Consider the following 22,970-nt stretch of genomic DNA (forward strand, 5'->3'; position numbering starts at 1 on the left):
CGACTGATGACGTCCCCCGACCCTGACGAGAACCGGGCAGAACTGACCTTCGAGGACCTGCAGATGCACCCATCGGTGCTGCAGGCCGTCCACGAGGTCGGCTACGAGTCGCCGTCGGCCATCCAGGCCGCGACCATCCCGGCGATGCTGAAAGGTTCGGACGTCGTCGGCCTGGCGCAGACCGGCACCGGCAAGACCGCGGCGTTCGCCATCCCGATCTTGTCGAAGATCGACACCGACAGCCGCACCACCCAGGCGCTGGTGCTGGCGCCCACTCGCGAACTCGCACTGCAGGTGGCCGAGGCGTTCAGCCGGTATGGCGCCCACCTGCGGGTCAACGTCCTGCCGGTGTACGGGGGATCCTCTTACGGGCCCCAACTCGCCGGGCTGAAGCGCGGTGCGCAGATCGTGGTCGGCACCCCGGGGCGTGTGATCGACCACCTGGAGAAGGGCACGCTCGACCTCACCCACCTCGACTATCTCGTGCTCGACGAGGCCGACGAGATGTTGCAGATGGGCTTCGCCGAGGACGTCGAGCGCATCCTGGCCGACACGCCCGAGTACAAGCAGGTCGCGTTGTTCTCGGCGACCATGCCGCCCGCGATCAAGAAGATCACGTCGAAGTACCTGCACGACCCGGTCGAAGTGACGGTCAAGTCCAAGACCCAGACCGCCGAGAACATCACGCAGCGGTATGTGCAGGTGTCGCACCAACGCAAGATGGACGCGCTGACCCGCCTGCTCGAGGTCGAGCAGGGCGACGCGATGATCGTGTTCGTCCGTACCAAGCAGGCCACCGAGGAAGTCGCCGAAAAGCTGCGGGCGCGTGGGTTTTCCGCCGCGGCGATCAACGGCGATATTCCGCAGGCGGTCCGCGAGCGCACCATCAACTCGCTCAAGGACGGCAGCCTCGACATCCTCGTCGCCACCGACGTGGCGGCACGCGGCCTGGACGTCGAACGCATTTCGCATGTGCTCAACTACGACATCCCGCACGACCCGGAGTCCTATGTGCACCGCATCGGACGCACCGGCCGGGCGGGCCGATCGGGTACCGCGTTGTTGTTCGTCACACCACGCGAACGCCATCTGCTCAAGTCCATTGAGCGGGTCACCAGGCAGAAGCTCGTCGAGATCGAGCTGCCCTCGGTGGACGACGTCAACGAAAAGCGCGTCGCCAAGTTCCTCGACTCGATCACCGAGGCTCTCAATGCGCCCGGAATCGATTTGTTCCGCCAGCTGATCGAGGGCTACGAGCGCGATAACGATGTGCCCCTTGCCGATATCGCCGCGGCCTTGGCGCTGCAGAGTCGTGACGGCGAAGAGTTCCTCATGACCGAGCCGCCACCGGAGAAGCGTCGCGAACGACCGGACCGCGGACCGCGCGAGGACGGTCCGCGTAAGCCACGCGAGCGACGGGGTGACTTCGCCACCTATCGGATCGCGGTCGGCAAGCGCCACAAGGTGATGCCGGGTGCGATCGTCGGCGCCATCGCGAACGAGGGTGGCTTGCACCGCAGCGACTTCGGGCACATCTCGATCCGGCCCGACCACTCTTTGGTGGAGCTGCCGGCCAAGCTGTCCCGTGAAACCATGAAAGCCCTCGAGCACACCCGTATTCAGGGCATTTTGATCAACCTACAACCTGATCGCCCGCCACGAAAAGGCGGGAAAACCGGCCACAAGTCCAAATGACCCTGTCGAACAGCGTCGCTCAAGGCGGACTGGAATCGGTTGGAAAGGCCGAGCGGGTCGCATCGCTCACCGGCGTCCGGGCGGTGGCGGCGCTGCTCGTCATGCTCACCCACGCCGCGTACACCACCGGCAAGTACACGCACGGCTACCTGGGTCTGGTGTGGTCGCGAGCGGAGATCGGCGTGCCGGTGTTCTTCGTGCTCTCGGGTTTTCTGCTCTTCAGCCCGTGGGTGAAGGCTGCCGCGACCGGTGATTCGCCGCCCTCGGTGCGCCGCTACGCCTGGCATCGGGTGCGGCGCATCATGCCGGCATACGTCGTCACGGTGCTCGCTGCGTATCTGCTCTACCACTTCCGCACGGCAGGACCCAACCCCGGCCACACCTGGGAAGGGTTGTTTCGCAACCTCACGCTGACCCAGATCTACACCGACAACTACCTCTATTCGTTTCTGCACCAAGGGCTTACGCAGATGTGGAGCCTGGCGGTCGAGGTGGCGTTCTACATCGCCCTACCGGCGCTGGCCTACCTACTGCTCGTGGTGCTGTGCCGCGGGCAATGGCGGCCGGGTCTGCTGTTGGCGGGTCTTGGCGCGTTGGCGTTGCTCACCCCGGCGTGGCTGATCCTGGTGCACACCACCGACTTCCTGCCCGATGCCGCGCGGTTGTGGTTGCCGACATACCTGGTGTGGTTCCTCGGCGGCATGCTTCTCGCGGCCCTGCGGCCGCTCGGGGTGAGGGCATATGGGCTGGCATGCATTCCGCTGGCGTTGGTCTGCTACTTCATCGTGTCCACGCCGATTGGCGGTGAGCCGACGACGTCACCGGCGGAACTGCGTGAGGCGTTGGTGAAGGCGGGCTTCTACGCGGTGATCGCCACGCTCATGGTGGCGCCGCTGGCGTTGGGGGATCGCGGCCTCTACGCGAGGTTCCTGTCGTCGCGGCCCATGGTCTTCCTCGGCGAGATCTCCTACGAGATCTTCCTGATCCACCTGCTCACGATGGAGCTGGTGATGGTCGAGATCGTGCGGTATCCGATCTACACCGGCTCGATGTGGTGGCTGTTCATCGTCACGTTCGTGGTGACGGTGCCGCTGGCCTGGCTGTTGCACCGCGTCACCCGCGTGCGCACCCCCTGATCGCTTGCCCTGCCCAAAAAGTGAACACTTCGAGCCTCGGTCGAGAACTCCGGCGGTGACGGACGCGGCCGCATAGTGTGGCCGGGTCGGACTCGAACAGTGGGTCCGAACCGTCGAGAGGATGTTCATGCCCGGTTCGTCAGTGCACGACAGTGGCCACTCCGACGCAGGGGGACCCCCTGTGCGGCGCGACATCCTTCCCATCCCGGACGTAACGCATATCGGCTTGACGACCTACGACGCGAGAGATCCGGACACCAGCTACCCACCGATCAAGGATGTGCGTCCACCCGCGACGGCTCCCAACGTGGTCGTGATCCTGATCGACGACGTCGGGTTCGGCGCGAGCAGCGCGTTCGGCGGCCCCTGCCAGACACCCAATTTCGAAAAGCTGGCAGCGGGGGGGTTGAAATACAACCGATTCCATACCACGGCGTTGTGTTCGCCGACGCGTCAGGCCTTGCTCACCGGCCGCAACCATCATTCGGTGGGTATGGGGAACATAACTGAAACTGCCACTGCGGCACCGGGTTACACCTCGGTACTGCCGAATACCAAGGCGCCGCTGGCGTTGACCTTGAAGCTCAACGGCTATTCGACGGCGCAGTTCGGCAAGTGCCACGAGGTCCCCGTGTGGCAGACCAGTCCCGCGGGCCCGTTCACCGCGTGGCCGACGGGCGGCGGCGGATTCGAGTATTTCTACGGCTTCATCGGCGGCGAGAACAATCAGTGGGACCCTGCGCTGTATGAGGGCACGACCCCGATCGAGCCACCGAAGACCCCGGCCGAGGGCTACCACCTCACAGAGGATTTGGCTGACAAGGCGATCACCTGGGTCCGGCAGCAGAAGGCGCTCTTGCCGGACAAGCCCTTCTTCATGTACTTCGCGCCAGGTGCCACACACGCGCCGCACCACGTCCCCAAGGAGTGGATCGAGAAGTACAAGGGCAAGTTCGCTCACGGCTGGGATAGGCAGCGCGAGATCACCTTCGAGCGCCAGAAAGAACTGGGCGTCATTCCGCCAGACGCCGTGCTGACGCCGCGCGACGCGGAGATTCCGGCCTGGGAGGACATGGACCCGGCGCTGCGGCCGGCGCTCGAGCGCGAGATGGAGGTGTACGCCGCCTTCATGGAGCACACCGACCACCACGTCGGCCGGCTGCTCGATGTCTTGGAGCCACTGATGGACGACACCCTCATCTACGTCATCGTCGGTGACAATGGCGCCTCGGCGGAGGGAACGCTGCAGGGCGCATTCAACGAGATGGCGAACTTCAACGGGATGGCTGACATCGAGACTCCCGAATTTCTGATGTCGAAGATCGATGAGTTCGGCGGTGAGGGCTCTTATGGCCACTATGCCGTGGGCTGGGCATGGGCGATGGACTCGCCTTATCAGTGGACCAAACAGGTGGCGTCGCACTGGGGCGGCACCCGGAACGGCACGATTGTGCACTGGCCCAGGGGGATCAAGGAAAAGGGCGGTCACCGCAACCAGTTCAGCCACGTCATCGACGTCGCGCCGACGGTGCTGGAGGCGGCAGGCATCCCGGCGCCGACGATGGTCAATGGCGTGATGCAGAGCCCCTACGAGGGGACGAGCATGCTGTACAGCTTCAATGACGCCGATGCGCACGAGCGGCACGAGACGCAGTACTTCGAAATGTTCTGCAATCGCGGCATCTATCACAAGGGGTGGAGCGCGGTCACCAAGCATCGCACACCGTGGGCGATGGGCGGCGCGGTGATGCCGGCCTTCGACGACGATGTCTGGGAGCTTTACGACGGAAACAGCGACTGGACCCAAGCCAACGACCTGTCGAAGGAAAACCCGGAGAAACTACATGAGCTGCAGCGGCTTTGGCTGATCGAGGCAGTCAAGTACAACGTCCTTCCGCTCGACGACCGCCAGATCGAGCGCATCAACCCCACGACCGCCGGTCGGCCGTCATTGATCAAGGGCAACAGCCAATTGCTGTTCGCGGGCATGGGGCGGCTATCGGAGAACAGCGTCGTCGACATCAAGAACAAATCGTTCGCGGTCACCTCCGAGGTGGACGTGCCCGCCGACGGTGCGGAGGGCGTGATCATCGCCCAGGGCGGTCGGTTCGGGGGCTGGAGTCTCTACGCCAAGGACGGTCGGGCCAAGTTCCACTACAACGTGCTCGGTATCAAATCCTTTGACATCGAGGCGACGGAAGCCATGCCGACCGGAACCACCCAGGTACGCATGGAGTTCGAGTACGACGGCGGCGGGATGGGTAGGGGCGGCAATGTGACGCTCTACTACGACGGCAAAAAGGTCGGAAGCGGCCGCGTCGACCAAACGCAGGGCTTCATCTTCTCGGCCGACGAGACGACCGACGTCGGTTACGAATCGGGCACCACCGTCAGCCCCGACTACACCGCCCACACCAGCAGGTTCAGCGGCAAGATCGACTGGGTGCGGATCGACCTCGGCGAAGATGCCAAGGACGCCGACCATTACGTCGACCCCGATGAACGCTTCCGGATTGCGATGGCGCGGCAATAGCCGTCAGGAACGCTGTTCCAGGAATCTTGCGGGTCTCATCGGTCCAATCGCGACCTTGTGGCCGGTGGTTGTGGTTGTGTTATTGACGTCGGTAGCCGTCTCACGTGAGGGCTTCCAACGCCTCTACGACGGGAGCGAAATGGTGATATCGGGACACGCTGCACGGCGTGCAGTGGTTGCAGTGATCGGTAGCGGGGCGGTGTCCGGCGCAATGCTCTTCGGGGGCTCCGCGATGGCATTTGCTCAACCCACGCCCGCCCCGCCGCCTCCGGCGCCTGCGGCCCCGCCGCCCGGGTGCACGGCCGCCGACCTGGCGCAGGCGTCGGGCGTAGTCGGCACGGCGACGGGGCAGTACCTGTTCACCCACCCGGACGTCAACAACTTCTTCACCAGCCTCCGTGGGCTGCCGAACGAGGAACTCCGCGGCAGGGTGCAGACCTATATGGACGCCAATCCTCAGGTTCAAGCCGAGCTCAACGCGATCCGTCAGCCGGTGACGGATCTGAGGAATCGCTGCGACGCGCCGGCCCCTTTGGATAGGTAACGACCTGAGCGGTGCCACGCTCATTTTTCGGCTTGATGCGCCAATCGAGCGCCGGTAAGGAGATGACCGAAATGACCCGATGGACAAGGCCCTGGGCTATCGCGGCGGCGAGCGTCTTCGCTCTCGCAGCTGTCCCAGGGGCGATCGTTACTGTTCACGCCCCGGGGATCGCAAACGCCGACGTGTGCGTGAGTGCGGGCCGACGGGTATCTGTGAGTGGCTGCGCAAATATCGCCGACGCCGTCGCGCCTTACGTTCCGCCGCCGGCGTACTACGCGCCCATGCCCTACGACCCACCGCCGCCCCCTGTCAGCGCGTGTGTCGGTTACAACGGCCGGTGGGTCAACGCCTCCGGATGCAACTAGGCCGCGGGCTCAGCCCAGCCGCTCGCGTGCCGCGGGCAGCACGATAGGCACGACGAACTCTTCGAGCATCGCCCGCTCGTCCTCCTCGTCATGCCCGGGGAACAGCATCAGCGACGTCATGACGCGCACCAGCCAGCGTGACCGGTGCGCGACCAGCTCGGGGTTGTCGGGTCCCAGCGAGATGACAAACGCCTCGGTCAACGCCTTGATGACCTCAGATTCCTCGGCCATCTCCGCGCCGATCGGTCGCTGCGTCGTCGCGAACCACGATGCCAGCGCAGGACTTTCGCGAACATTGCGCAGTGAGGCGATCATGCCTTCGATCAGACGCTCACGCGGATCGACCAGCGCGGTGATCTGATCGGTCATCTCGCGATAGAGCCGGTAGGCCTCTCGGTGCACGTACGCGGTGTAGAGCGCTTCACGGTTCTCGAAGTACCGGTACAGCGTCGCGCGCGAACACCCCGCGGCGGAGGCGATTTCGTGCATGCCGACGGTCGCGGCCTCTTTTGCCGCGAACAGTTCACCCGCCGCGTCGAGGATCCGGTCGGCGGCGACCTCGGTGCGCCGCGCCGCCAGCCAGTCGCCGGCCATCAGCGGATGACCGTGAACGGAACCGACAGCGGCCGACGCACGTAACTACCTCCGGCCCAGACGATCCCGTCCTCGTCGACCTCGAAGTCGGGGATCCGCGCCAGGAGCTCGGTCAGCGCTACGCGGGACTGCATCCGGGCGGCGGCGGCACCGAGGCAGTGGTGCGCGCCGTGGCTGAAGGTGAGGATGTTGCGTGGTTTACGCGTCACGTCGAGCTCACCCGCATCGTCGCCGTACTGGCGTTCGTCGCGGGTGGCCGATCCGTAGAGGAGCATCACGCGCCGTCCCTCGGGGATGGTGGTGTCTCCGACCGTGACGTCGCGGGTCACCGTCCGGCCGAGCATCTGGACCGGCGAGGTGAGACGCAGGAACTCATCGATCGCGTCGGGGATCAGATCGGCGTTGTCGGCCAGCAGCTTTCGCTGGTCGGGTCGCTGGTGCAGCAGTTGCACGGAGCCGCCGAGCATGCCGGTCGTGGTGTCGTTGCCGCCGGTGACCATGGTGAAGGTGAACGCGAGAATCGACAGCACACCGGCGATGTCGCCGTCCGCGCCGACGCCCGCCGCCACGAGGTGCGAGACCGTATCGTCCTCGGGTTCGACGCGACGCTTTTCGATCAGCGCGGTGAAGTAGGCCATCATCTCGCCGAGCGCGTCACCGAGATTTCCGAGCGCTCCGCCGATGCCACCTTCAGCGGTATTGGCCGCGACGATCGCGTCAGTCCAGCCGTCGAACTTGTCACGGTCGCCTTCCGGCACGCCGAGATAATGAGCGACGACCATCGACGGCAGCGGCTTGAACAGTTCGGCGACGATGTCGCCGCCGCCGTTGGCGTGGATGCGCTCGACTCGCTCTTTCACATACTCGCGCACCTTGGGCTCGACGGCCTCGACCTGACGGGGTGTGAAGCCACGCGACACCAGCCTGCGGAACTCAGTGTGCACCGGCGGGTCTTGCATGACCATCGGCGGGTTGTCGGCCAGGCCGATGAGATCGAGTTCGCCGTAGTTGACCGTCAAACCCTGAGCCGAGGAGTAGGTCTCGTGGTCGCGCGCTGCCGCGAAGATATCGGCATGCCGCGACATGACGTAGTAGTCGTGGTCGGGCCTGTCGTCGGGCACGACGTGGTGGACGGGGTCGTGGTCACGCAGCGCCCGGTACATACCCCATGGGTTGGCCCAGGTGCTGGCGGTGGCTAGCTGAAAACGAACCGGTGAGCTCTGAGACAGAGTTGCCGTCATGTCTCATTGGTACGACAACGCACCCCGAGTGTCAATAGGTAGAAGCAGACTGTCCGATTTGTCGCAGATAACGCACAGCGATCAGATCGCGGCCCCGGGGTTCAGGATGTTGTCGGGGTCGAGCGCCGCCTTGATGCGCCGATTGAGCTCCATCGCATCCGGGCCGATCTGTCCCTCGAGCCAGGGGCGCTTCAATCGGCCCACGCCGTGTTCGCCGGTGATCGTGCCGCCGAGGCCGACGGCCAGATCCATGATCTCGCCGAACGCTTGGTGGGCGCGTTCGGTCATCGCGGTGTCCGCGGGGTCATAGACGATCAGCGGGTGGGTGTTGCCGTCGCCGGCGTGCGCGATCACCGAGATCAACAGGTCGTGATTCGCGGCGATCTTCGCCACGCCGCCGACCAGCTCTGCCAGCGCGGGAAGCGGAACGCCGACGTCCTCGAGCAGCAGCGAGCCCTTCATCTCGACGGCGGGTATGCAGAATCTTCGGGCCGCGACGAACGCCTCACCCTCGTCGGGATCCGCGGTCGTGAACACTTCTTTCGCCCCGTATTTGGTGAATACCTCAGCCATGAACTCGGCATCCTCGACTCCGGTGGCGCCGCGGTCGTCGGTCGCCGCGACCATCATCGCGGCGGCGGTCCGGTCCAATCCCATCCGCAGCTTGTCCTCGACGGCGTTGATCGACGCCGAATCCATGAACTCCAACATCGACGGCCGCATCTTGCCGGTGATGGTGACGACGGATTGCGCTGCGGCCTCGACGGAATCGAACGTGGCGACGACGGTGCTGGCCACCCGCTGCGGCGGAAGCAGGCGAAGTGTCACCTCGGTGATCACGCCGAGCGTGCCCTCGCTGCCGACGAACAGTTTGGTCAGTGAAAGCCCGGCGACATCCTTCAGGCGCGGACCGCCGAGCCGCACCGCAGTGCCGTCGGCCAAGACCACCTGCAGCCCGAGGACGTAGTCCGTGGTGACGCCGTACTTCACACAGCACAGCCCGCCGGCATTGGTGGCGATATTGCCGCCGATGGAACAGATTTCGAACGACGACGGATCCGGCGGATACCACAGCCCGTGCTCGGCGACCGCGGCCTTCACCTCGGCGTTGAGCAGGCCGGGCTGCGCGACGGCCGTGCGTGTCACCGGGTCGACGGTGATGTCACGCATCTTCTCGGTGGTCAGCACGATCGCGCCGTTCAACGCGGTTGCGCCGCCGGACAATCCGGTGCCCATCCCGCGGGGCACGATGGCCACGTGATTGGCGCTTGCCCACCGCAGCGTCGCCTGCACGTCTTCGGTGCATCGCGGCCGCACTACGGCCAGTGGTGTTCCCGCATTCGGGTCGAAGGCGCGGTCCTGGCGGTAGGACGCCAGGATGTCGGGATCGGTGACGACTGCACCTTCGGGGAGCTCGGCGGTCAGGTCGGCCAGCGCATCCGCACTCATGAGTAGATGCTACGAGCAGCGTCGGACATCATGACGGCACCATCCACGACAACACCGGGGTGGCCTGCAGCCCCGAGAGGATGCACATCAGGAACAGGAAGCCCAGGCTCCACAGCACGACCCTGCGGAAGATGTCGCCTTCCTTGCCGTCGAGGCCGACGGCAGCGGCCGCAATGGCCAGGTTCTGCGGCGAGATCATCTTGCCCAGGACGCCGCCTGAACTGTTCGAGGCCGCCATCAGAACGTCCGAAAGCCCGGCCTGATCGGCTGCGGTCACCTGTAGAGCGCCGAATAGTGAGTTCGCCGATGTGTCCGAACCGGTGACGGCGACGCCGAGCCATCCCAGGACGGGTGAGATCACCGCGAACAATCCACCCGTCGCGGCCATCCACGTGCCGAGTGTGATCGTCTGACCGGACAGGTTCATCACAAACGCCAACGCCAGCACCGCCATCACCGTCACGATCGCCCACCGGAGTTGATACAGCGTCGCGCCGTACGCTTTCAGCGCGCGCGGCGCCGAGAGCTTCAACGCGATCATCGTGAGGACGCCTGCAACGAGCATCTGAGTGCCCGGGGTGGTGAGCAGGTTCAGGCTGAACTTTGTGAGCGACAACGGGTCGCCGTCCGGGTCGACGACATCGAGACCCGGCCAATTGAACGCGTACGTGGCTTTGTCGAGCAGGCTCTTCACCGCCGAGATCTGGCAGACGACGAAGACCGCGATGATGATGGCGTAGGGCGCGTACGCCCGAATGACGTCGGCGCGCGAATCGTGACGGGCGTCGGCGTTTTCGACCCGCTGGGCGAAGTCTGCGGACGGTTCGTCGACCGCACCGCCTGCGACGGGGGTTGGCTGTTCGGTGTACGTGTGCCGCGGCCGCCAGATCCGTACCAGCGCCACCACCGCGGCGGCGGACAGCAGCGATGCGACCACATCGGCCAGCGGTACGGACAGGAAGTTCGACGTGGCGTACTGGGCGACGGCGAATACGAATCCGCAGACCGCCGCCGCCAACCATGTCTCCCGGATGCCGCGCCAGCCGTCGACGATGGCGACCAGCGCCAGCGGAACGAACAGCGCCAGAATCGGCGTCTGCCGACCGACCATCGCGCCGAGCGTGTCGACCGGTATCTCGGTGACCTTGCCCAGCGTGATGATCGGAGTCGCCATGGCACCGAACGCGACAGGCGCGGTGTTGGCCACCAACGCGATCACGGCGGCCTTCAGCGGTTTGAAGCCGAGCGCCATCAACATCACCGAAGTGACCGCCACCGGGGTGCCGAAACCGGCCAACGCCTCGATCAGCGCGCCGAACGAAAAGGCGATGATGATGGCCTGAATCCGCTGGTCGTCACTCACCTGACTGAACGAGCGGCGCAAGACGTCGAAATGCCCGTCTCGACGGTCATTTGGTACACCCAGATCGCGTTGATGACGATCCACAGGATCGGAAAGAACCCGAACGCGGCACCCTCGGTCCCGGCCAGCAAGGTCTGGCCGATCGGCATGCCGTAAACCAAGACGGCGATCACGATGCTGACGGCCAGCGATATCAGCGACGCCACCCAGGCTGTGACCTTCAAAGCGCCCAACAAGACGAACAGCAGGAGCAGCGGGAGCGCGGCGACTACCGCACTCCAGGCGAGTGAGTCGGCGACGGGATCAAGAACTTGCTGGTACATGGGTTCCCTTGGTTGTGGCGCGCGTCACATCGGGATTCGGTTACCCATTTCGGCCATAAATACAAACAGCCCGTGAAATGCCAGCGCACTGAATTGACGCGCGTTATAGTCGCGCCGTGATCAGCGGGGATCCGCTGGCGGGACGCGACAGCGAGCTCTCGGCGATCCGTCGCACGCTCAGTGGGGGAAGTAAAAATTCCGGCGTCGTGATCGTGGGCGCCGCGGGTGTCGGAAAGACGCGGCTCGCACGCGAAGTTCTCGCGCGCGCCGAGACGTCGGGGGAGCGGACCAACTGGATCGTCGGCACGGAGTCCGCGCGCGCACTTCCGCTTGGCGCCTTCACCTCGTTGATTGGCGACGCGATCGCCGACCCCATGCCCGTCGTCCGGCACGTGATCAATTCCCTGCTCGCACACCAGCGTCAGAGTCGCGTCCTGATCGGCGTCGACGACGCACATCTGCTAGACGGATTGTCCGCGCACGTCGTTCATCAGCTCGCACACACCCGCGGCGTCCGCCTCGTGGTGACCATGCGGACGGGTGCCACACCGCCCGATGCCATCACGGCGCTGTGGAAGGACGACCTGCTCACTCGCCTCGACTTGGAGCCGCTGACCGTCGACGGCACGCGGGCGATGATCGAGGTCGCCCTCGGTGGCGCGGTCGATGCTCGCAGCGTGCAACGCTTTTGGAAGCTTACCGGCGGCAACGCGCTCTTCCTGCACCAACTCGTCAAGGACCAGGTTTCCGCGGGCCGGATGCGGATGATGGCCGGTGTCTGGATGTGGGATGGCGACGTCGCGGTGTCGCAGAGCATCACGGACATGGTCGGCAGGCAGTTGCACGAACTCACGCCAGAGGTGGCGCTCGTCGTCGACACTCTGTCGCAGTGCGAACCGCTCGCCGTCGATGTGCTGTGCGATCTGGTGGGCCGCAGCGACCTCGAGAACGCCGAGCAGATGCGCCTGATCACCATCGAGCGCTCGGGAGATCAACTCATCGCCCGTCTGGCCCATCCGCTCTACGGGGAGCTGCGCCGGACCGTGGCCGGCGAGATGTACGTGTCGAAGATTCGCGGCCGCCTGGCCGAACGGCTCGCAAAGGATCCGGACGCGGACCCGCAGGCGACGGTGCGTAGGGCCTTGCTCGCGCTGGAGTCCGATCTGCCACCGGATCCGCGTCTGTGCCTGCAGGCAGCGCAGCACGCGATGACGCTGCTGGACCTCGATCTGGCTGACCGTTTCGCTGCTGCCGCGGCGTCTGCCGGAGCGCCCGACGCGCTCGGAGTGCGGGCGATGAACTGGTTCTTCCTCGGCCGCGGCCTCGACACCGAGAACGTCCTGCGGGCGATCGATCATGACGGCCCTGAGGGGGCACACCAATGGGTTACCCTGCGGGCCGCGAACATGATCTGGATGCTCGGGCGGTGCAACGACGCCGCGGCTCTGCTCGACGAACTGGCCCGAGGTCCGGAATCGCCTGCCGATGTGGCAGCGCGGACTGCGGTGGAAGCATGTGTCGACGCAGCATCCGCACGGTGCGACGACGCTGCCAAAAAGGCGACAGCGGCACTGGACTCGGGTCTGCTGTCGGATTTCCCCGTGATGTTGGCGTCGGTCGCATTGACCATGGCGATGGGTGCGCTGGGGCGGGGAGATGACCTCTCCACGGTCGCGCAGGCCGCGCTCGACCGTGCCATGACTTCGTTCCAGGCGTCTCACATGCGGTTCTGGTTCGGCAGCGTCTACGCGAGGGCCTGCAGGCTGACCGGCCGGATCGACGAATGTGTCGAGATGGTCGCAGGGCTTTCCGACTCGGCACGTGACGCACCTAGCCTGGCCTACGCGAATCTGGCCTCCCTGATGGGCGTCGCGGCCCTGATGCGCGGCGACGTCAAGGTCGCCGTGACACTCCTGCACGAGGCGCTTGCGGGTGCCGAAAGGCACGGTGGCACATCGGGTCTGCGCCCTGCCACCTGCTTCTCACTCGCCGAGGCGCACGCGAAACTCGGCGAAGCGGAGGCCGCCAAGGCTGCGATCGTGGAGGCACAGTCCTGTGTGCCGCCCGACTATCTGTTCATGCAGACGGCGCAGAGTATCGCGACGGGCTGGTCGCTTGCCGCGAACGGTTGCGTCACTGAGGCGATCACCGCCGTCAAATCGGCTGCAGCCCAGGCGCGTCAACGCGAACAACCGACGCACGAGCTGGCCTGCCTGCAGGTGGCGGCGCAGTGGGGCGACGTCTCCGGCGCGGTACGGGCCCGTGAGATCGCGAACGACCTGGACCTGCCGCTGGCCAAAGCCGTTGCCCAGCATGCGGAATCGTTGGCCGCCAACGACGGCGAAGGTCTCCTGCTCGCGTCCGGCGAGTACCAGGCGATCGGTGACCGCGCGACCGCTGCGGACGTCGCGGCGCAGGCCGCCGTGGCTTTCACCGGGGATCAGCAGCGCAAGCGCGGTCTCTGGGCCGCGGCCGTGGCCAAGGAACTCAGCGACGCGTGCGGTGGATTGTGCACTCCGGCGCTGCGCAGCCCGGCAAGTCAGCCGTTGACCGGACGGCAGCGCGAAATCGTCGAACTGATCGTGGCGGGGCTGTCCAACCGCCAGATCGCTGACCGGCTGGTGATGTCCGTCCGGAGTGTCGAGGGCCACGTGTACCGCGCGTGTCAACGGGTCGGGGCCAATTCTCGCGAGGAACTGACGAGGATAGCTCGGGCGGGACCGGCCGCGACCCGCTAGGCCCGCAGAGAGGGGCAGGCACATGGACGACGACCCGCACGGCCGCGTGGCGGGACTCGGGCATTGGGTGAGTCGGCGTGCGTTCCTATCCGGCGACGCGGTCGTGCTGGTCGACGGAGACCGTCGGATGACCTACACCTCGTTCGACGAGCGAACGAATCGACTCGCGAGGGTGTTTCGCGATCTCGGCGTTGAGCGCGGCGACCGTGTCGCCGCCTTGATGGTGAACTCTGCGGAGTTTCTCGAGACGATGTTCGCCGTCGCGAAACTCGGAGCCGTGTTCGTGCCGATCAACTTCCGGCTGTCCGCACCCGAAGTGTCCTACCTGCTGGCCGATTCGGGTGCCGTCGCATTCCTATGGTCGGCCCATCTGGGCGAATTGGCCCGTGCCGCGTTAGTCGGTGACGGAGTGCAGGTGCCGGTCCGCCTGGTGGTCGGTGGTGAAACCTCAGGCGGTGAAGCAGATTTCGAGCAGGCGCTCGCCAGTGGTGAGCCGGGACGCCTTGACGTCGACGTCGCGGGCGCAGACTTGTGCTGCCTGCCGTATACCTCGGGCACGACCGGGCGGCCGAAGGGTGCGATGCTGACCCACGACAATTTGATGTGGAACGTGATAAACAATCTCAGCGTCGGCCGCGGCATGCGTGAAGGAGACCGGACGGTCACCGTCGCACCGCTGTTCCACATGGGCGGGCTTGGGGTCCATACACTTCCGTTGATCTACGTCGGTGGGACCGTCACCTTGTTGCCGTCCTTCGACCCCGCGCAGACCCTCGCGACGATGGCGCGGGAACGGGTCACCATGCAGTTCCTCGTGCCGGCCATGTGGGCCGCGTTGATGGCCGTCCCCGACTTCGACTCATACGATCTGTCGGCACTCGAACTCGCGGTGTGCGGTGCCGCACCATGTCCCATGCCTGTGATCGAGTACTTTCAGGGCAAAGGGGTATCCTTCCAGGAGGGCTACGGGCTCACCGAAACCGCGCCCGGGGCCACGCTTCTCGACGCAGCTCACGTCAAGGAAAAGTCGGGCACCATCGGGCGCGCGCTCTTCCACGTGCAGCTGCGGATCGTAGACGAGGCGGACAGGGATGTGGCGACCGACACCGTGGGCGAGGTCATCGTGCGAGGTCCGAATGTGTTCGCGGGCTACTGGAACAAGCCGGAGGCGACGGCCGAGGCGTTCCGTGGCGGCTGGTTCCACACCGGGGACCTCGGTCGGATGGACGCCGACGGTTTCGTCACGCTCGTGGATCGCAAGAAGGACATGATCATCTCCGGCGGCGAGAACGTCTATCCGATCGAGGTCGAGCAGGTGCTCTATCGCCACGATGCGATACGGGAGGTCGCGGTCGTCGGTGTGCCACACGAGAAGTGGGGAGAGACACCCATCGCTGTGGTTGCGCTGCACGCCGATGCGCAGGCGACCGCCGACGAGCTGATCGGATATGCCCGCGAGCGGCTGGCACACTTCAAATGCCCGACGCGCGTCGAGTACGTATCCGAGTTGCCCCGCAACGCGACCGGCAAGGTGCTGAAGACGACACTGCGCAAGGACTACGGCGGACAGGAATCGGCCGTCACCCGTTGACGGTCGGTTCGGCGGCCGGTGGGCGATCCAGCTCCCGCAGCGCGGGCAGGAACACCGCGACGACGCCGAGCGCCAACATGGGCAGCGACAGCGCGAGGAACGTCGTGTGTAGGCCTGCGGCGTCGGTGAGCGGTCCCGCGATGATCAGACCGAGTGGGCCCGCGGCGTAGGCCAGCGACCCCATCACCCCGACCACCCGACCGCGCAGATGCTTCGGCGCACGGGTCTGCATCACGTAGTTGTAGATCGGCGCGATCGGCCCGTACACCAGCCCGACGACGGCACTCAGCCCGAGGATGAGCGGCAGGGGCGGGAGGAACGCGATCACCGTCATCGCCGCGCCGAGGGTGATCACCGCGGTCAGCATCGTGGTGCGGCGGCTCATGTACTTCGACAGGACCGCATATCCCAGCGCGCCGACCAGGCCGCCGATGCCCATGGCCATCAACACCCAGCCCAGCTGCGCGGGTTCGTTGCGGTCGGTGAAGTACTTGGGGAAGAGCACGCTCTCCATCGGCAGGTACAGACCGTTGGCCGCCAAGCTGATGAACGCCAATGTGCGCAGGACCCTGTTGCGCCACACGAATCGGAGCCCCTCGACTATGCCTGCCCAGACGCTCTCCGATAGCGCCTCCCTGTCGGGTTTGCCGGTGCCTTCCAGCCGCAGAACGCCGATCGCGATGATCGACAACACGAACGCCGTCGTGGTGACCCACATGGTGTTGACACCGCCGAGCGTGGCTATCAGCAGGCCACCGATACCGGGCCCGACGATGTAGGCCAGATTGAAGATCGCCTCGTAGACGCTGTTGGCACGGTCCAGGGTCCAGCCCGCCCGCCCCGCCGCCTCCGGCAGCATCGTCTCGCGGGCGGTCATGCCCGCCGGGTCGAAGAAGCCGCCGAGTCCGGCGAGCACGGCCAGCACCGCGACGTTGATGACCTCGACCCCGAACGTCAAGGCCAGCACGGGCACCGCGGCCACCGATATCGCGGACAACGCATCGGAGATCATCGCCACGCGTCGGCGTCCGAGATAGTCCACGGCCGCGCCGGCGATCAGGGTCGCCGCAAGCAGCGGCAGCGTTCCGGCCATCGCGACCACCGATGCCTCGACAGCAGAGCCGTTGCGCTGCAACACAAGCCATGGGAATGCCACGATCGAGATGCCGTTGCCTGCGCCGGCCATCAGCGCGGAGAACAGGATCAGAAAGAGCGGGCCGCGCTTGTTCGTCGTCATGTTGATCTTGACGAAGATAACAGCGGCGAGGGCCGCTCGACATACCATTTCGCGGCGCATGCACAGTGGTCATGTGGATTTGAAGCTGCCCCATCCGCGTACCGGCGCGCAGTTCGCCTCGCCGGTGCCACCCGGTGCCGGCTGGCCTGGAGACGTCGCCTCTCCCGTGACCCCGGTCGCGACCAAGTCGGCGCAGGTGGTCCGGATGGCGGCCGCGGCGATGTCGATGGAGCAACTCGACGCCGAGATATCCGTCTGCCGTGCCTGTCCGCGTCTGGTGCAGTGGCGCGAGGACGTGGCCGTCGCGAAGCGCAAGTCCTACGCCGACCAACCGTATTGGGGGCGGCCCATACCCGGGTGGGGGTCACCGCGGCCGAGGATGATGATCGTCGGACTGGCGCCCGCGGCGCATGGCGGCAATCGCACCGGCAGGGTTTTCACCGGAGACCGATCCGGAGACTTCCTCTTCGCCGGACTGCACCGCGCGGGCCTGGCGAATCAGGAACTGTGCGTCGATGCCGCTGATGGGTTGGCGCTCAACGATACTCGGATCGCTGCCGCGGTCCGATGCGCACCGCCGGCCAATGCGCCGACACCGGAGGAGCGGATCACATGTGCGCCATGGCTGGACGCCGAGTGGCGCCTGACGCGTGCGTCGGTTCGGGTGATCATTGCGCTCGGCGGGTTCGGGTGGCGGGCCGCGCTGGAGATGGTTCGCAACGGTGGCGGAACCATCGGATCACCGGCACCGCGATTCGGCCACGGCGTGACCGCTGACCTCGGTGAGGTCACGCTCATCGGCTGCTTCCACCCGAGCCAGCAGAACACATTCACCGGGCGGCTCACTGCGCAGATGCTCGACGACGTGTTCGTGCGGGCGAAGGCTCTAGCATCCGCCGAATAGTCGCGAACTGCACGTTGGCCAGCGCGCCAATCTCGGCCGGCGGGATCTCGTCGTAGTGGGCGATGGTCCACTCGTCGAATACCCGGATGACGCCGAACGTCAGGCTGACCTGCAACGCCTGCGGCAGGTCGTCCGACACCGCCCCCGACGTGCGACCGATCAAGAGGAGTTCCTCCAGCCAGGTGCGCACCGCGGCCATGGTGTCGCCGACGGTGCCGTGCTCCGCGGACGGCGACCGGCTGTAGAACATCCGGCCCAGGGTGAGGAACGACCCCTGGGTCTGGGAGGCGACGACGAGTTCGGCGAAGAACCGTTCGAGCCGCGGCCAGAACATGTGGCCCGCGAATTCCGATGGCTTCGGAAATGTGATGGTCCCCGCCACAGTATCGACTAATTCGCGTACCACGAATTCGAAGAGCTGCGCTTTCGAGCTCAGCACGTAGTAGAACGAGCTCTTGCTCATGCCGCAGGCCTCGATGATGCGGTTCAAGGATGCGTTTTCGTAACCCGCAGAGGCGAATTCAGCTGCCGACACCTCGACGAGCCGCCGTCTTCGTTCGGCGTCCATCCGTCGGAGTCGGCCCGTGTTCACGGGCAGATGATAGCAAGTGGACCGTGCGGTACACAGAATGGTAGCTTGGCGAATATGTTTGTGCCGAAACCCGTCGAAAAACAATATGAACAGGCCCGGACCGACGACCTGCGCGTGCTGGTGGTGGGGGCCGGAATCGCGGGCGTCACGGTCGCTCAACTGCTCCGCCGGGGCGGGCGTCACCCGGTGATCATCGAGCGGGCACACGACGCCTCAGCCGCCGGTTACATGCTTGCCCTGATGCCGATGGTCGACGCCGCCATCGACGACCTCGGGATCCGGACCCGGTATCGCGCGTCCAGCGTTTCGTTCGATCGCTACGCCGTGCACGGGCACACCGGCCGCATGTTGCGTGAGGATTCGATGGCCGAAGTCATCGCCAGTTATGGCGACTACCGGGGCATCGCGCGTGGTGCGCTGCTCGATGTGCTCTCGGCTGAAGGATGTCCGGTGACGTTCGATTCGACGGTCAGCGCACTGAATGAAAACCCGGGCGCCGTCGAGGTAGGCATCACGACCGACGGTGTGACACACCAACTCGAGTTCGACCTCGTCGTCATCGCCGACGGGATCGGATCGACGACGCGCGAGCTGGTGCCGGCCTATCGGCCAGCCGCGGTCACCGATACGAAGTGGGGCGGCTGGGTGGTGTGGTCGCCGGGTGACGACGACTCCGACCTCGGCGAAGAGGTCTGGGGCGACGGGTTTTTCATCGGCATGTATCCCGTCGCCGGGCAGCTGGGGATCTTTCTCGGCGGCCCGCGCGCCGACACCGCAGTGGGGCCGGGACCGTTCGTCGAGCGCATCCGCGGCAAGCTCGCGACGGTCAACCCGCGGATCGCGGATGCGCTGACGGCTGTGGCCCGGGCCGCCGATCCCTACTATTGGGCGCTGACCGATTGCCGCGCACCGGCGTGGACCACCGACCGCACGGTATTGCTCGGTGACGCGGCCGCGGGCTTTCTTCCCACCGCGGGTGTGGGCGCAGGGATGGCGATGGAATCGGCGTGGGTGCTTGCCCGCATGCTGCGGAATGGGGATACGTCACGGCTCTCCGGTCTGCTCCGCAACTTCGAGCTCGGCCAACGCCCCCGTGTGGAAGCCGCCCAGGACAATTCCCGTCAGCTGGCGAAGCTGATGTTCCACCGCAGCAGGAGCCTGGCGTGGGCTCGGGAGTTCGCGATGCGGTTCGTGAGCGTTGAACGGGCGCTGCGGCCGATCCAGCGGCTGCTGCACGAACAGCCGGACCCGGACCTACTCGTCGGGGAAGCCGTGGGGACGACGTAGCGTTGAACCTCAGATGCAGCTTTCTGTCCTAGACCTCGTCCCGGTACGTACCGACCAGTCCACTTCGGACGCGCTGGCCGCCTCGACACACCTGGCGCAGACGGCCGACCGGCTTGGTTACACCCGATACTGGGTCGCCGAGCATCACAACATGCCGTCTGTCGCGGCGACCAGCCCGCCGGTTGTCATCGCTCATCTGGCCGCGCACACGACACGGCTGCGTCTGGGCTCAGGAGGGGTCATGCTGCCCAACCATGCGCCGCTGGCCGTGGCCGAGCAATTCGCGTTGCTAGAGGCCGCGCATCCGGGACGAATCGACCTCGGCATCGGCCGAGCTCCGGGCTCCGACCCCGTGACGTCGTTGGCGCTGCGCGGTGCCGCCGGTCGCGACGATCGCGATATCGAAGCGTTCCCCGAGTATCTCGACGACGTCGTGGCGCTGATGGGCGCCAACGGCGTGCGGGTACCGATTCCGAACCAGCGCTACGTCCTCAAGGCGACTCCGGCCGCGGTGACAGTACCCAAGCTGTGGTTGTTGGGCTCGTCGATGTACTCGGCGCACCTGGCCGCCGCCAAGGGGTTGCCGTACGTGTTCGCGCACCACTTTTCGGGCCAGGGTACGGCCGAGGCGCTGGCCGTGTACCGGTCGGAGTTCCGGCCGAGCGATCTTGCTCCCGAACCACTGACCTTCCTCACCGTCAACGCGGTCGTCGCCGAGACCCGTGACGAGGCGGTGGCGCTGGCGCTGCCGAACCTGCAGATGATGGCGCGGCTACGGACGGGTCAACCGCTGGGCGCGCTGGACCTTGTCGAGGACGCTCAGTCCGCGGTGGTCAGCCCGCAGCAGCAACTCATCGCCGACGCCACGCTGCGACGCTCGGTGATCGGGTCGCCGACCGAGGCGGCCGAGCAGATGCGTGCGCTCGCCGATGAGTTCGGCGTCGACGAGGTCATGGTCAACCCCGCCGCATCTGCGCGCCGCGGGACTGACCCCGCGACCGCGCCCGCGCGGGACAGGACGCTGGAATTGCTGGCGAAAGAGCTTTTCTAGTCAGGACTTCGGCGTCAGAGCGACAACACTGATGGGTCGTGTCGTCTTCTTCTGATAGGCCGTATATCGGCCGCTGTTGTTCTCGTCGGCGATGCGGAACAGGCGGGCGTAGTCGGCGTCATCGGACCCGACGATGCGCGCGGTGACCGGGAACCGTTTGGGCCCCACATTGATCTCGACGTCCGGGTTCGCCTTCAAGTTGTGGTACCACGCCGGATAGCGTCTGGCGCCCGCATTGGACGCGACGATCAGATAGTCCTCTCCGTCCTTGGCATAGGTCAGCGAGTTCGTTCTTGCCGCACCGGTTTTCGCTCCGACCGAGCGGAGCAACAGGTTCGGGGGAGCGAAGGGCAGGCGGTGGCCCACCCAGCCGTTGGTCCCTTGATAGATCTTGTCGTGGATGCTCAGTACCTTGAGCATCGCCCGCTGCACACGTGACGGCATGGGTCAATCCTGCTCAGCGGGGTCTAGTTTGGCCAGCGCGTCCCGCAGGAGGCGTCCGGATTCCTCCCGGTCCGGGTCCCGTCGCATGAGCATGCCCTTCGCGAAGGACAGCTTGTCGCCGCTCTGGCGCGGCAGCACATGCAGGTGGATGTGGAACACGCTCTGAAAAGCGGCCTTGCCGTCATTGATGACCACGTTGTTGCCGTCGGCGTGCAGACCGGATCGTCGCGCTGCCCGCGCGATCCGCTGCCCGATGGTCACCATGGCGGCGAGGGTTTCCGGCGGCGTATCGGTCAAGTCGATGGTGTGCTGCTTCGGGATGACCAGGGTATGGCCCCTGGTGAATGGCCGAATGTCCAGTATTGCCAGGTAGTCGGCGTTCTCATAGATCTTGATGGCCGGAGATTCGCCGGCGACGACGGCGCAGAACACACAGGACATTCCGCTACGTTAGCGGGACAGTCGCGGCAAGGGCCGGAGGATGCACCCCATGGACGATCGAGAACTCGCCTTCGCCGGCGCCGCGCAGCAGGCCCGCATGCTGGCAGGTGGCACCATCACCGCACCTGCGCTGCTCAATGTGTACCTGGCTCGCATTGCCCGCCTCGATCCCGAACTGCGGTCCTATCGCGTGGTCCTCGCCGACAGCGCGCGGGAGCATGCGGCAGTCGCACAGGCCCGCCTCGACGCCGGTGAACGACTGCCGCTGCTCGGTGTACCGATCGCCATCAAGGACGACGTCGACATCGCCGGACAGATCACGGCCTTTGGGACCTCGGCCCACGGCGCGCCTCGCACCACCGATGCGGAAGTCGTCCGTCGCCTTCGCGAGGCGGGCGCGGTCCTCGTCGGCAAGACGGCCGTGCCGGAGATGACGCTGTGGCCCTTCGCGGAAACGACGACGTTTGGTGCCACCCGAAATCCGTGGAACACCGACTACACCCCGGGCGGCAGTAGCGCGGGCAGTTGCGCCGCGGTGGCGGCTGGACTCGCATCGATGGCGTTGGGCTCAGATGGCATGGGGTCGATCCGGATTCCTTCGACGTGGTGCGGGCTGTTCGGACTCAAGCCGCAGCGGGACCGGGTGCCGCTGGCACCGCACGACGACGCATGGAACGGCTTGGTCGTCAACGGTCCGATAGCGCGGACGGTCGAAGACGCTGCGCTGTTCCTCGACGTGACGAGTGGTGAGTCCGGCTTCGTCGCCGCGGCAGCGAAAGAGCCTGGAAGGCTTAGGATTGCGGTGAGCAGCAAGGTTCCCGCGGGGGTGGTGACGCGGGTAGGCGCCCCGCAGCGAGTCGCGCTCGAGGAGGCGATAGGGCTGTTGCGTGAGCTCGGGCATCAGGTCGTCATCCGCGATCCCGACTATCCGTCGACTGCAATCGCCCACGCGTTGACCCGGTACTTCCGCGGCGCGCACGACGACGTCCAGACGCTGCTGCGGCCGCAGCGGCTCGAGCCGCGCACCCGGAACTTCGCGCGAATCGGTTCGTTGATCTCCGACGATCGCATGAAGCGAATCAGGGAGGCGGAGAACGACATCGCCGAACGCGTCAACTCGATCTTCGACGACGTGGACGTCCTCATCACGCCGGGCACGGCGATGGGGCCGTCACGCATCGGCGCCTACCAACGCCGCGGCGCTCTCTCGACGCTTGCGTTGGTCGCGGCCCGGGTGCCGTTCCAGGCGATGTTCAATGCCACGGGCCAGCCGGCCGCCGTCGTGCCGTGGGGCTTCGACGACAACGGAATACCGACGTCGATCCAGCTGGTGGGCCCGCCGTTCGACGAGGCGACCCTGCTGTCGCTGAGCGCACAGATCGAGAAGGCACGGCCGTGGGCTGATCGCCGCCCACCGGTGTCCTAGCTCGTCTCTTCGGTTG

The 22,970-nt window shown here is 65.9% G+C and carries 18 protein-coding genes and 1 pseudogene; 11 read left to right on the forward strand and 8 right to left on the reverse strand.

Going from position 1 to position 22,970, the window contains the following annotated elements:
* The first annotated feature begins 6 nt into the window (after positions 1-6).
* The 5 genes from G6N36_RS26980 to G6N36_RS27000 all read left to right on the forward strand — a co-directional run bounded on the left by G6N36_RS26980 (position 7) and on the right by G6N36_RS27000 (position 6,273).
* On the forward strand, positions 7-1,695 hold the full coding sequence (locus tag G6N36_RS26980) for a DEAD/DEAH box helicase (protein WP_163689754.1): 1,689 nt from the start codon (positions 7-9) through the stop codon (positions 1,693-1,695).
* Positions 1,692-2,831 (forward strand): acyltransferase family protein, encoded by a 1,140-nt coding sequence (locus G6N36_RS26985; RefSeq protein WP_163689756.1) that lies wholly within the window; start codon positions 1,692-1,694, stop codon positions 2,829-2,831. Before G6N36_RS26980 ends, G6N36_RS26985 begins: the two co-directional genes overlap by 4 nt.
* Before the next feature lie 127 nt (positions 2,832-2,958).
* Positions 2,959-5,364, forward strand: coding sequence for an arylsulfatase (locus tag G6N36_RS26990; protein ID WP_163689758.1), 2,406 nt, complete (start codon positions 2,959-2,961; stop codon positions 5,362-5,364).
* Between the two features lie 139 nt (positions 5,365-5,503).
* Entirely contained in the window at positions 5,504-5,908 is a 405-nt protein-coding gene (locus tag G6N36_RS26995) for a heme-binding protein (protein WP_163690942.1), read from the forward strand.
* Positions 5,909-5,979: 71 nt separating this feature from the next.
* The gene (locus G6N36_RS27000; protein ID WP_163689759.1) at positions 5,980-6,273 is read left to right on the forward strand and encodes a hypothetical protein; all 294 of its coding nucleotides are present in this window, start codon (positions 5,980-5,982) and stop codon (positions 6,271-6,273) included.
* A gap of 9 nt (positions 6,274-6,282) precedes the next feature.
* Here G6N36_RS27000 and G6N36_RS27005 read toward each other — a convergent pair whose 3' ends face one another.
* From G6N36_RS27005 to G6N36_RS27020, 4 genes and pseudogenes are all read right to left on the reverse strand, one after another.
* The gene (locus tag G6N36_RS27005; RefSeq protein WP_163689761.1) at positions 6,283-6,867 is read right to left on the reverse strand and encodes a TetR/AcrR family transcriptional regulator; all 585 of its coding nucleotides are present in this window, start codon (positions 6,865-6,867) and stop codon (positions 6,283-6,285) included.
* Positions 6,867-8,108, reverse strand: a complete 1,242-nt coding sequence (locus tag G6N36_RS27010; RefSeq protein ID WP_163689763.1) for a cytochrome P450 — start codon at positions 8,106-8,108, stop codon at positions 6,867-6,869. Before G6N36_RS27010 ends, G6N36_RS27005 begins: the two co-directional genes overlap by 1 nt.
* 81 nt (positions 8,109-8,189) lie before the next feature.
* The gene (locus G6N36_RS27015) at positions 8,190-9,557 is read right to left on the reverse strand and encodes an FAD-binding oxidoreductase (RefSeq protein WP_163689765.1); all 1,368 of its coding nucleotides are present in this window, start codon (positions 9,555-9,557) and stop codon (positions 8,190-8,192) included.
* A 28-nt stretch (positions 9,558-9,585) separates the two neighbouring features.
* Positions 9,586-11,243, reverse strand: a pseudogene (locus G6N36_RS27020) (L-lactate permease).
* A 116-nt stretch (positions 11,244-11,359) separates the two neighbouring features.
* Here G6N36_RS27020 and G6N36_RS27025 point away from each other — a divergent pair.
* Both G6N36_RS27025 and G6N36_RS27030 read left to right on the forward strand, forming a co-directional pair.
* Positions 11,360-13,981 (forward strand): helix-turn-helix transcriptional regulator, encoded by a 2,622-nt coding sequence (locus G6N36_RS27025; RefSeq protein WP_163689766.1) that lies wholly within the window; start codon positions 11,360-11,362, stop codon positions 13,979-13,981.
* Positions 13,982-14,003: 22 nt separating this feature from the next.
* The gene (locus G6N36_RS27030; RefSeq protein ID WP_163689768.1) at positions 14,004-15,572 is read left to right on the forward strand and encodes an acyl-CoA synthetase; all 1,569 of its coding nucleotides are present in this window, start codon (positions 14,004-14,006) and stop codon (positions 15,570-15,572) included.
* Here the strand turns inward: G6N36_RS27030 and G6N36_RS27035 are convergent.
* Positions 15,562-16,809 (reverse strand): multidrug efflux MFS transporter Tap, encoded by a 1,248-nt coding sequence (locus G6N36_RS27035; protein WP_163689770.1) that lies wholly within the window; start codon positions 16,807-16,809, stop codon positions 15,562-15,564. The genes G6N36_RS27030 and G6N36_RS27035 overlap by 11 nt on opposite strands.
* 58 nt (positions 16,810-16,867) lie before the next feature.
* Here G6N36_RS27035 and G6N36_RS27040 point away from each other — a divergent pair, with 58 nt between their 5' ends.
* A complete protein-coding gene (locus tag G6N36_RS27040; protein ID WP_179964880.1) occupies positions 16,868-17,713 on the forward strand; it encodes a uracil-DNA glycosylase in 846 nt (281 codons plus the stop codon).
* Here G6N36_RS27040 and G6N36_RS27045 read toward each other — a convergent pair.
* On the reverse strand, positions 17,652-18,305 hold the full coding sequence (locus G6N36_RS27045; protein ID WP_163689772.1) for a TetR/AcrR family transcriptional regulator: 654 nt from the start codon (positions 18,303-18,305) through the stop codon (positions 17,652-17,654). The two genes, G6N36_RS27040 and G6N36_RS27045, sit on opposite strands and share 62 nt — an antisense overlap.
* A gap of 54 nt (positions 18,306-18,359) precedes the next feature.
* Between G6N36_RS27045 and G6N36_RS27050 the strand changes: the two genes are divergently transcribed.
* Complete coding sequence (locus G6N36_RS27050; RefSeq protein WP_163689773.1) at positions 18,360-19,592, forward strand: FAD-dependent oxidoreductase; 1,233 nt, start codon at positions 18,360-18,362, stop codon at positions 19,590-19,592.
* Positions 19,593-19,605: 13 nt separating this feature from the next.
* Positions 19,606-20,643 carry an LLM class flavin-dependent oxidoreductase gene (locus G6N36_RS27055; RefSeq protein ID WP_163689775.1) on the forward strand — a complete coding sequence of 346 codons (1,038 nt, stop codon included), beginning with the start codon at positions 19,606-19,608 and terminating at the stop codon, positions 20,641-20,643.
* On the opposite strand, the gene G6N36_RS27060 is transcribed toward G6N36_RS27055, so the two are convergent.
* Together G6N36_RS27060 and G6N36_RS27065 are read right to left on the reverse strand one after the other, a co-directional pair.
* Complete coding sequence (locus tag G6N36_RS27060; protein WP_163689777.1) at positions 20,644-21,087, reverse strand: nitroreductase family deazaflavin-dependent oxidoreductase; 444 nt, start codon at positions 21,085-21,087, stop codon at positions 20,644-20,646.
* 3 nt (positions 21,088-21,090) lie between these two features.
* Positions 21,091-21,528, reverse strand: coding sequence for an HIT family protein (locus tag G6N36_RS27065; protein WP_163689779.1), 438 nt, complete (start codon positions 21,526-21,528; stop codon positions 21,091-21,093).
* Positions 21,529-21,577: 49 nt separating this feature from the next.
* Between G6N36_RS27065 and G6N36_RS27070 the strand changes: the two genes are divergently transcribed.
* Positions 21,578-22,954, forward strand: coding sequence for an amidase (locus G6N36_RS27070; protein ID WP_163689780.1), 1,377 nt, complete (start codon positions 21,578-21,580; stop codon positions 22,952-22,954).
* Positions 22,955-22,970: the final 16 nt, after the last annotated feature.

Origin of the sequence: Mycolicibacterium gadium (genome assembly GCF_010728925.1) — a bacterium.
Taxonomy (GTDB): Bacteria; Actinomycetota; Actinomycetes; order Mycobacteriales; family Mycobacteriaceae; genus Mycobacterium; species Mycobacterium gadium.

What these genes read in the sequence shown, in the direction of transcription:
- G6N36_RS26995 (WP_163690942.1), top strand. Translation starts at nt 5,504, where the DNA reads ATGGTGATATCGGGACACGCTGCACGGCGTGCAGTGGTTGCAGTGATC.
- G6N36_RS27070 (WP_163689780.1), top strand. Translation starts at nt 21,578, where the DNA reads ATGGACGATCGAGAACTCGCCTTCGCCGGCGCCGCGCAGCAGGCCCGC.
- G6N36_RS27015 (WP_163689765.1), bottom strand. Translation starts at nt 9,557, where the DNA reads ATGAGTGCGGATGCGCTGGCCGACCTGACCGCCGAGCTCCCCGAAGGT.
- G6N36_RS27055 (WP_163689775.1), top strand. Translation starts at nt 19,606, where the DNA reads ATGCAGCTTTCTGTCCTAGACCTCGTCCCGGTACGTACCGACCAGTCC.
- G6N36_RS27035 (WP_163689770.1), bottom strand. Translation starts at nt 16,809, where the DNA reads ATGACGACGAACAAGCGCGGCCCGCTCTTTCTGATCCTGTTCTCCGCG.
- G6N36_RS27005 (WP_163689761.1), bottom strand. Translation starts at nt 6,867, where the DNA reads ATGGCCGGCGACTGGCTGGCGGCGCGGCGCACCGAGGTCGCCGCCGAC.
- G6N36_RS27040 (WP_179964880.1), top strand. Translation starts at nt 16,868, where the DNA reads ATGCACAGTGGTCATGTGGATTTGAAGCTGCCCCATCCGCGTACCGGC.
- G6N36_RS27065 (WP_163689779.1), bottom strand. Translation starts at nt 21,528, where the DNA reads ATGTCCTGTGTGTTCTGCGCCGTCGTCGCCGGCGAATCTCCGGCCATC.
- G6N36_RS27060 (WP_163689777.1), bottom strand. Translation starts at nt 21,087, where the DNA reads ATGCCGTCACGTGTGCAGCGGGCGATGCTCAAGGTACTGAGCATCCAC.
- G6N36_RS26990 (WP_163689758.1), top strand. Translation starts at nt 2,959, where the DNA reads ATGCCCGGTTCGTCAGTGCACGACAGTGGCCACTCCGACGCAGGGGGA.
- G6N36_RS27000 (WP_163689759.1), top strand. Translation starts at nt 5,980, where the DNA reads ATGACCCGATGGACAAGGCCCTGGGCTATCGCGGCGGCGAGCGTCTTC.
- G6N36_RS27030 (WP_163689768.1), top strand. Translation starts at nt 14,004, where the DNA reads ATGGACGACGACCCGCACGGCCGCGTGGCGGGACTCGGGCATTGGGTG.
- G6N36_RS26980 (WP_163689754.1), top strand. Translation starts at nt 7, where the DNA reads ATGACGTCCCCCGACCCTGACGAGAACCGGGCAGAACTGACCTTCGAG.
- G6N36_RS27010 (WP_163689763.1), bottom strand. Translation starts at nt 8,108, where the DNA reads ATGACGGCAACTCTGTCTCAGAGCTCACCGGTTCGTTTTCAGCTAGCC.
- G6N36_RS27050 (WP_163689773.1), top strand. Translation starts at nt 18,360, where the DNA reads ATGTTTGTGCCGAAACCCGTCGAAAAACAATATGAACAGGCCCGGACC.
- G6N36_RS26985 (WP_163689756.1), top strand. Translation starts at nt 1,692, where the DNA reads ATGACCCTGTCGAACAGCGTCGCTCAAGGCGGACTGGAATCGGTTGGA.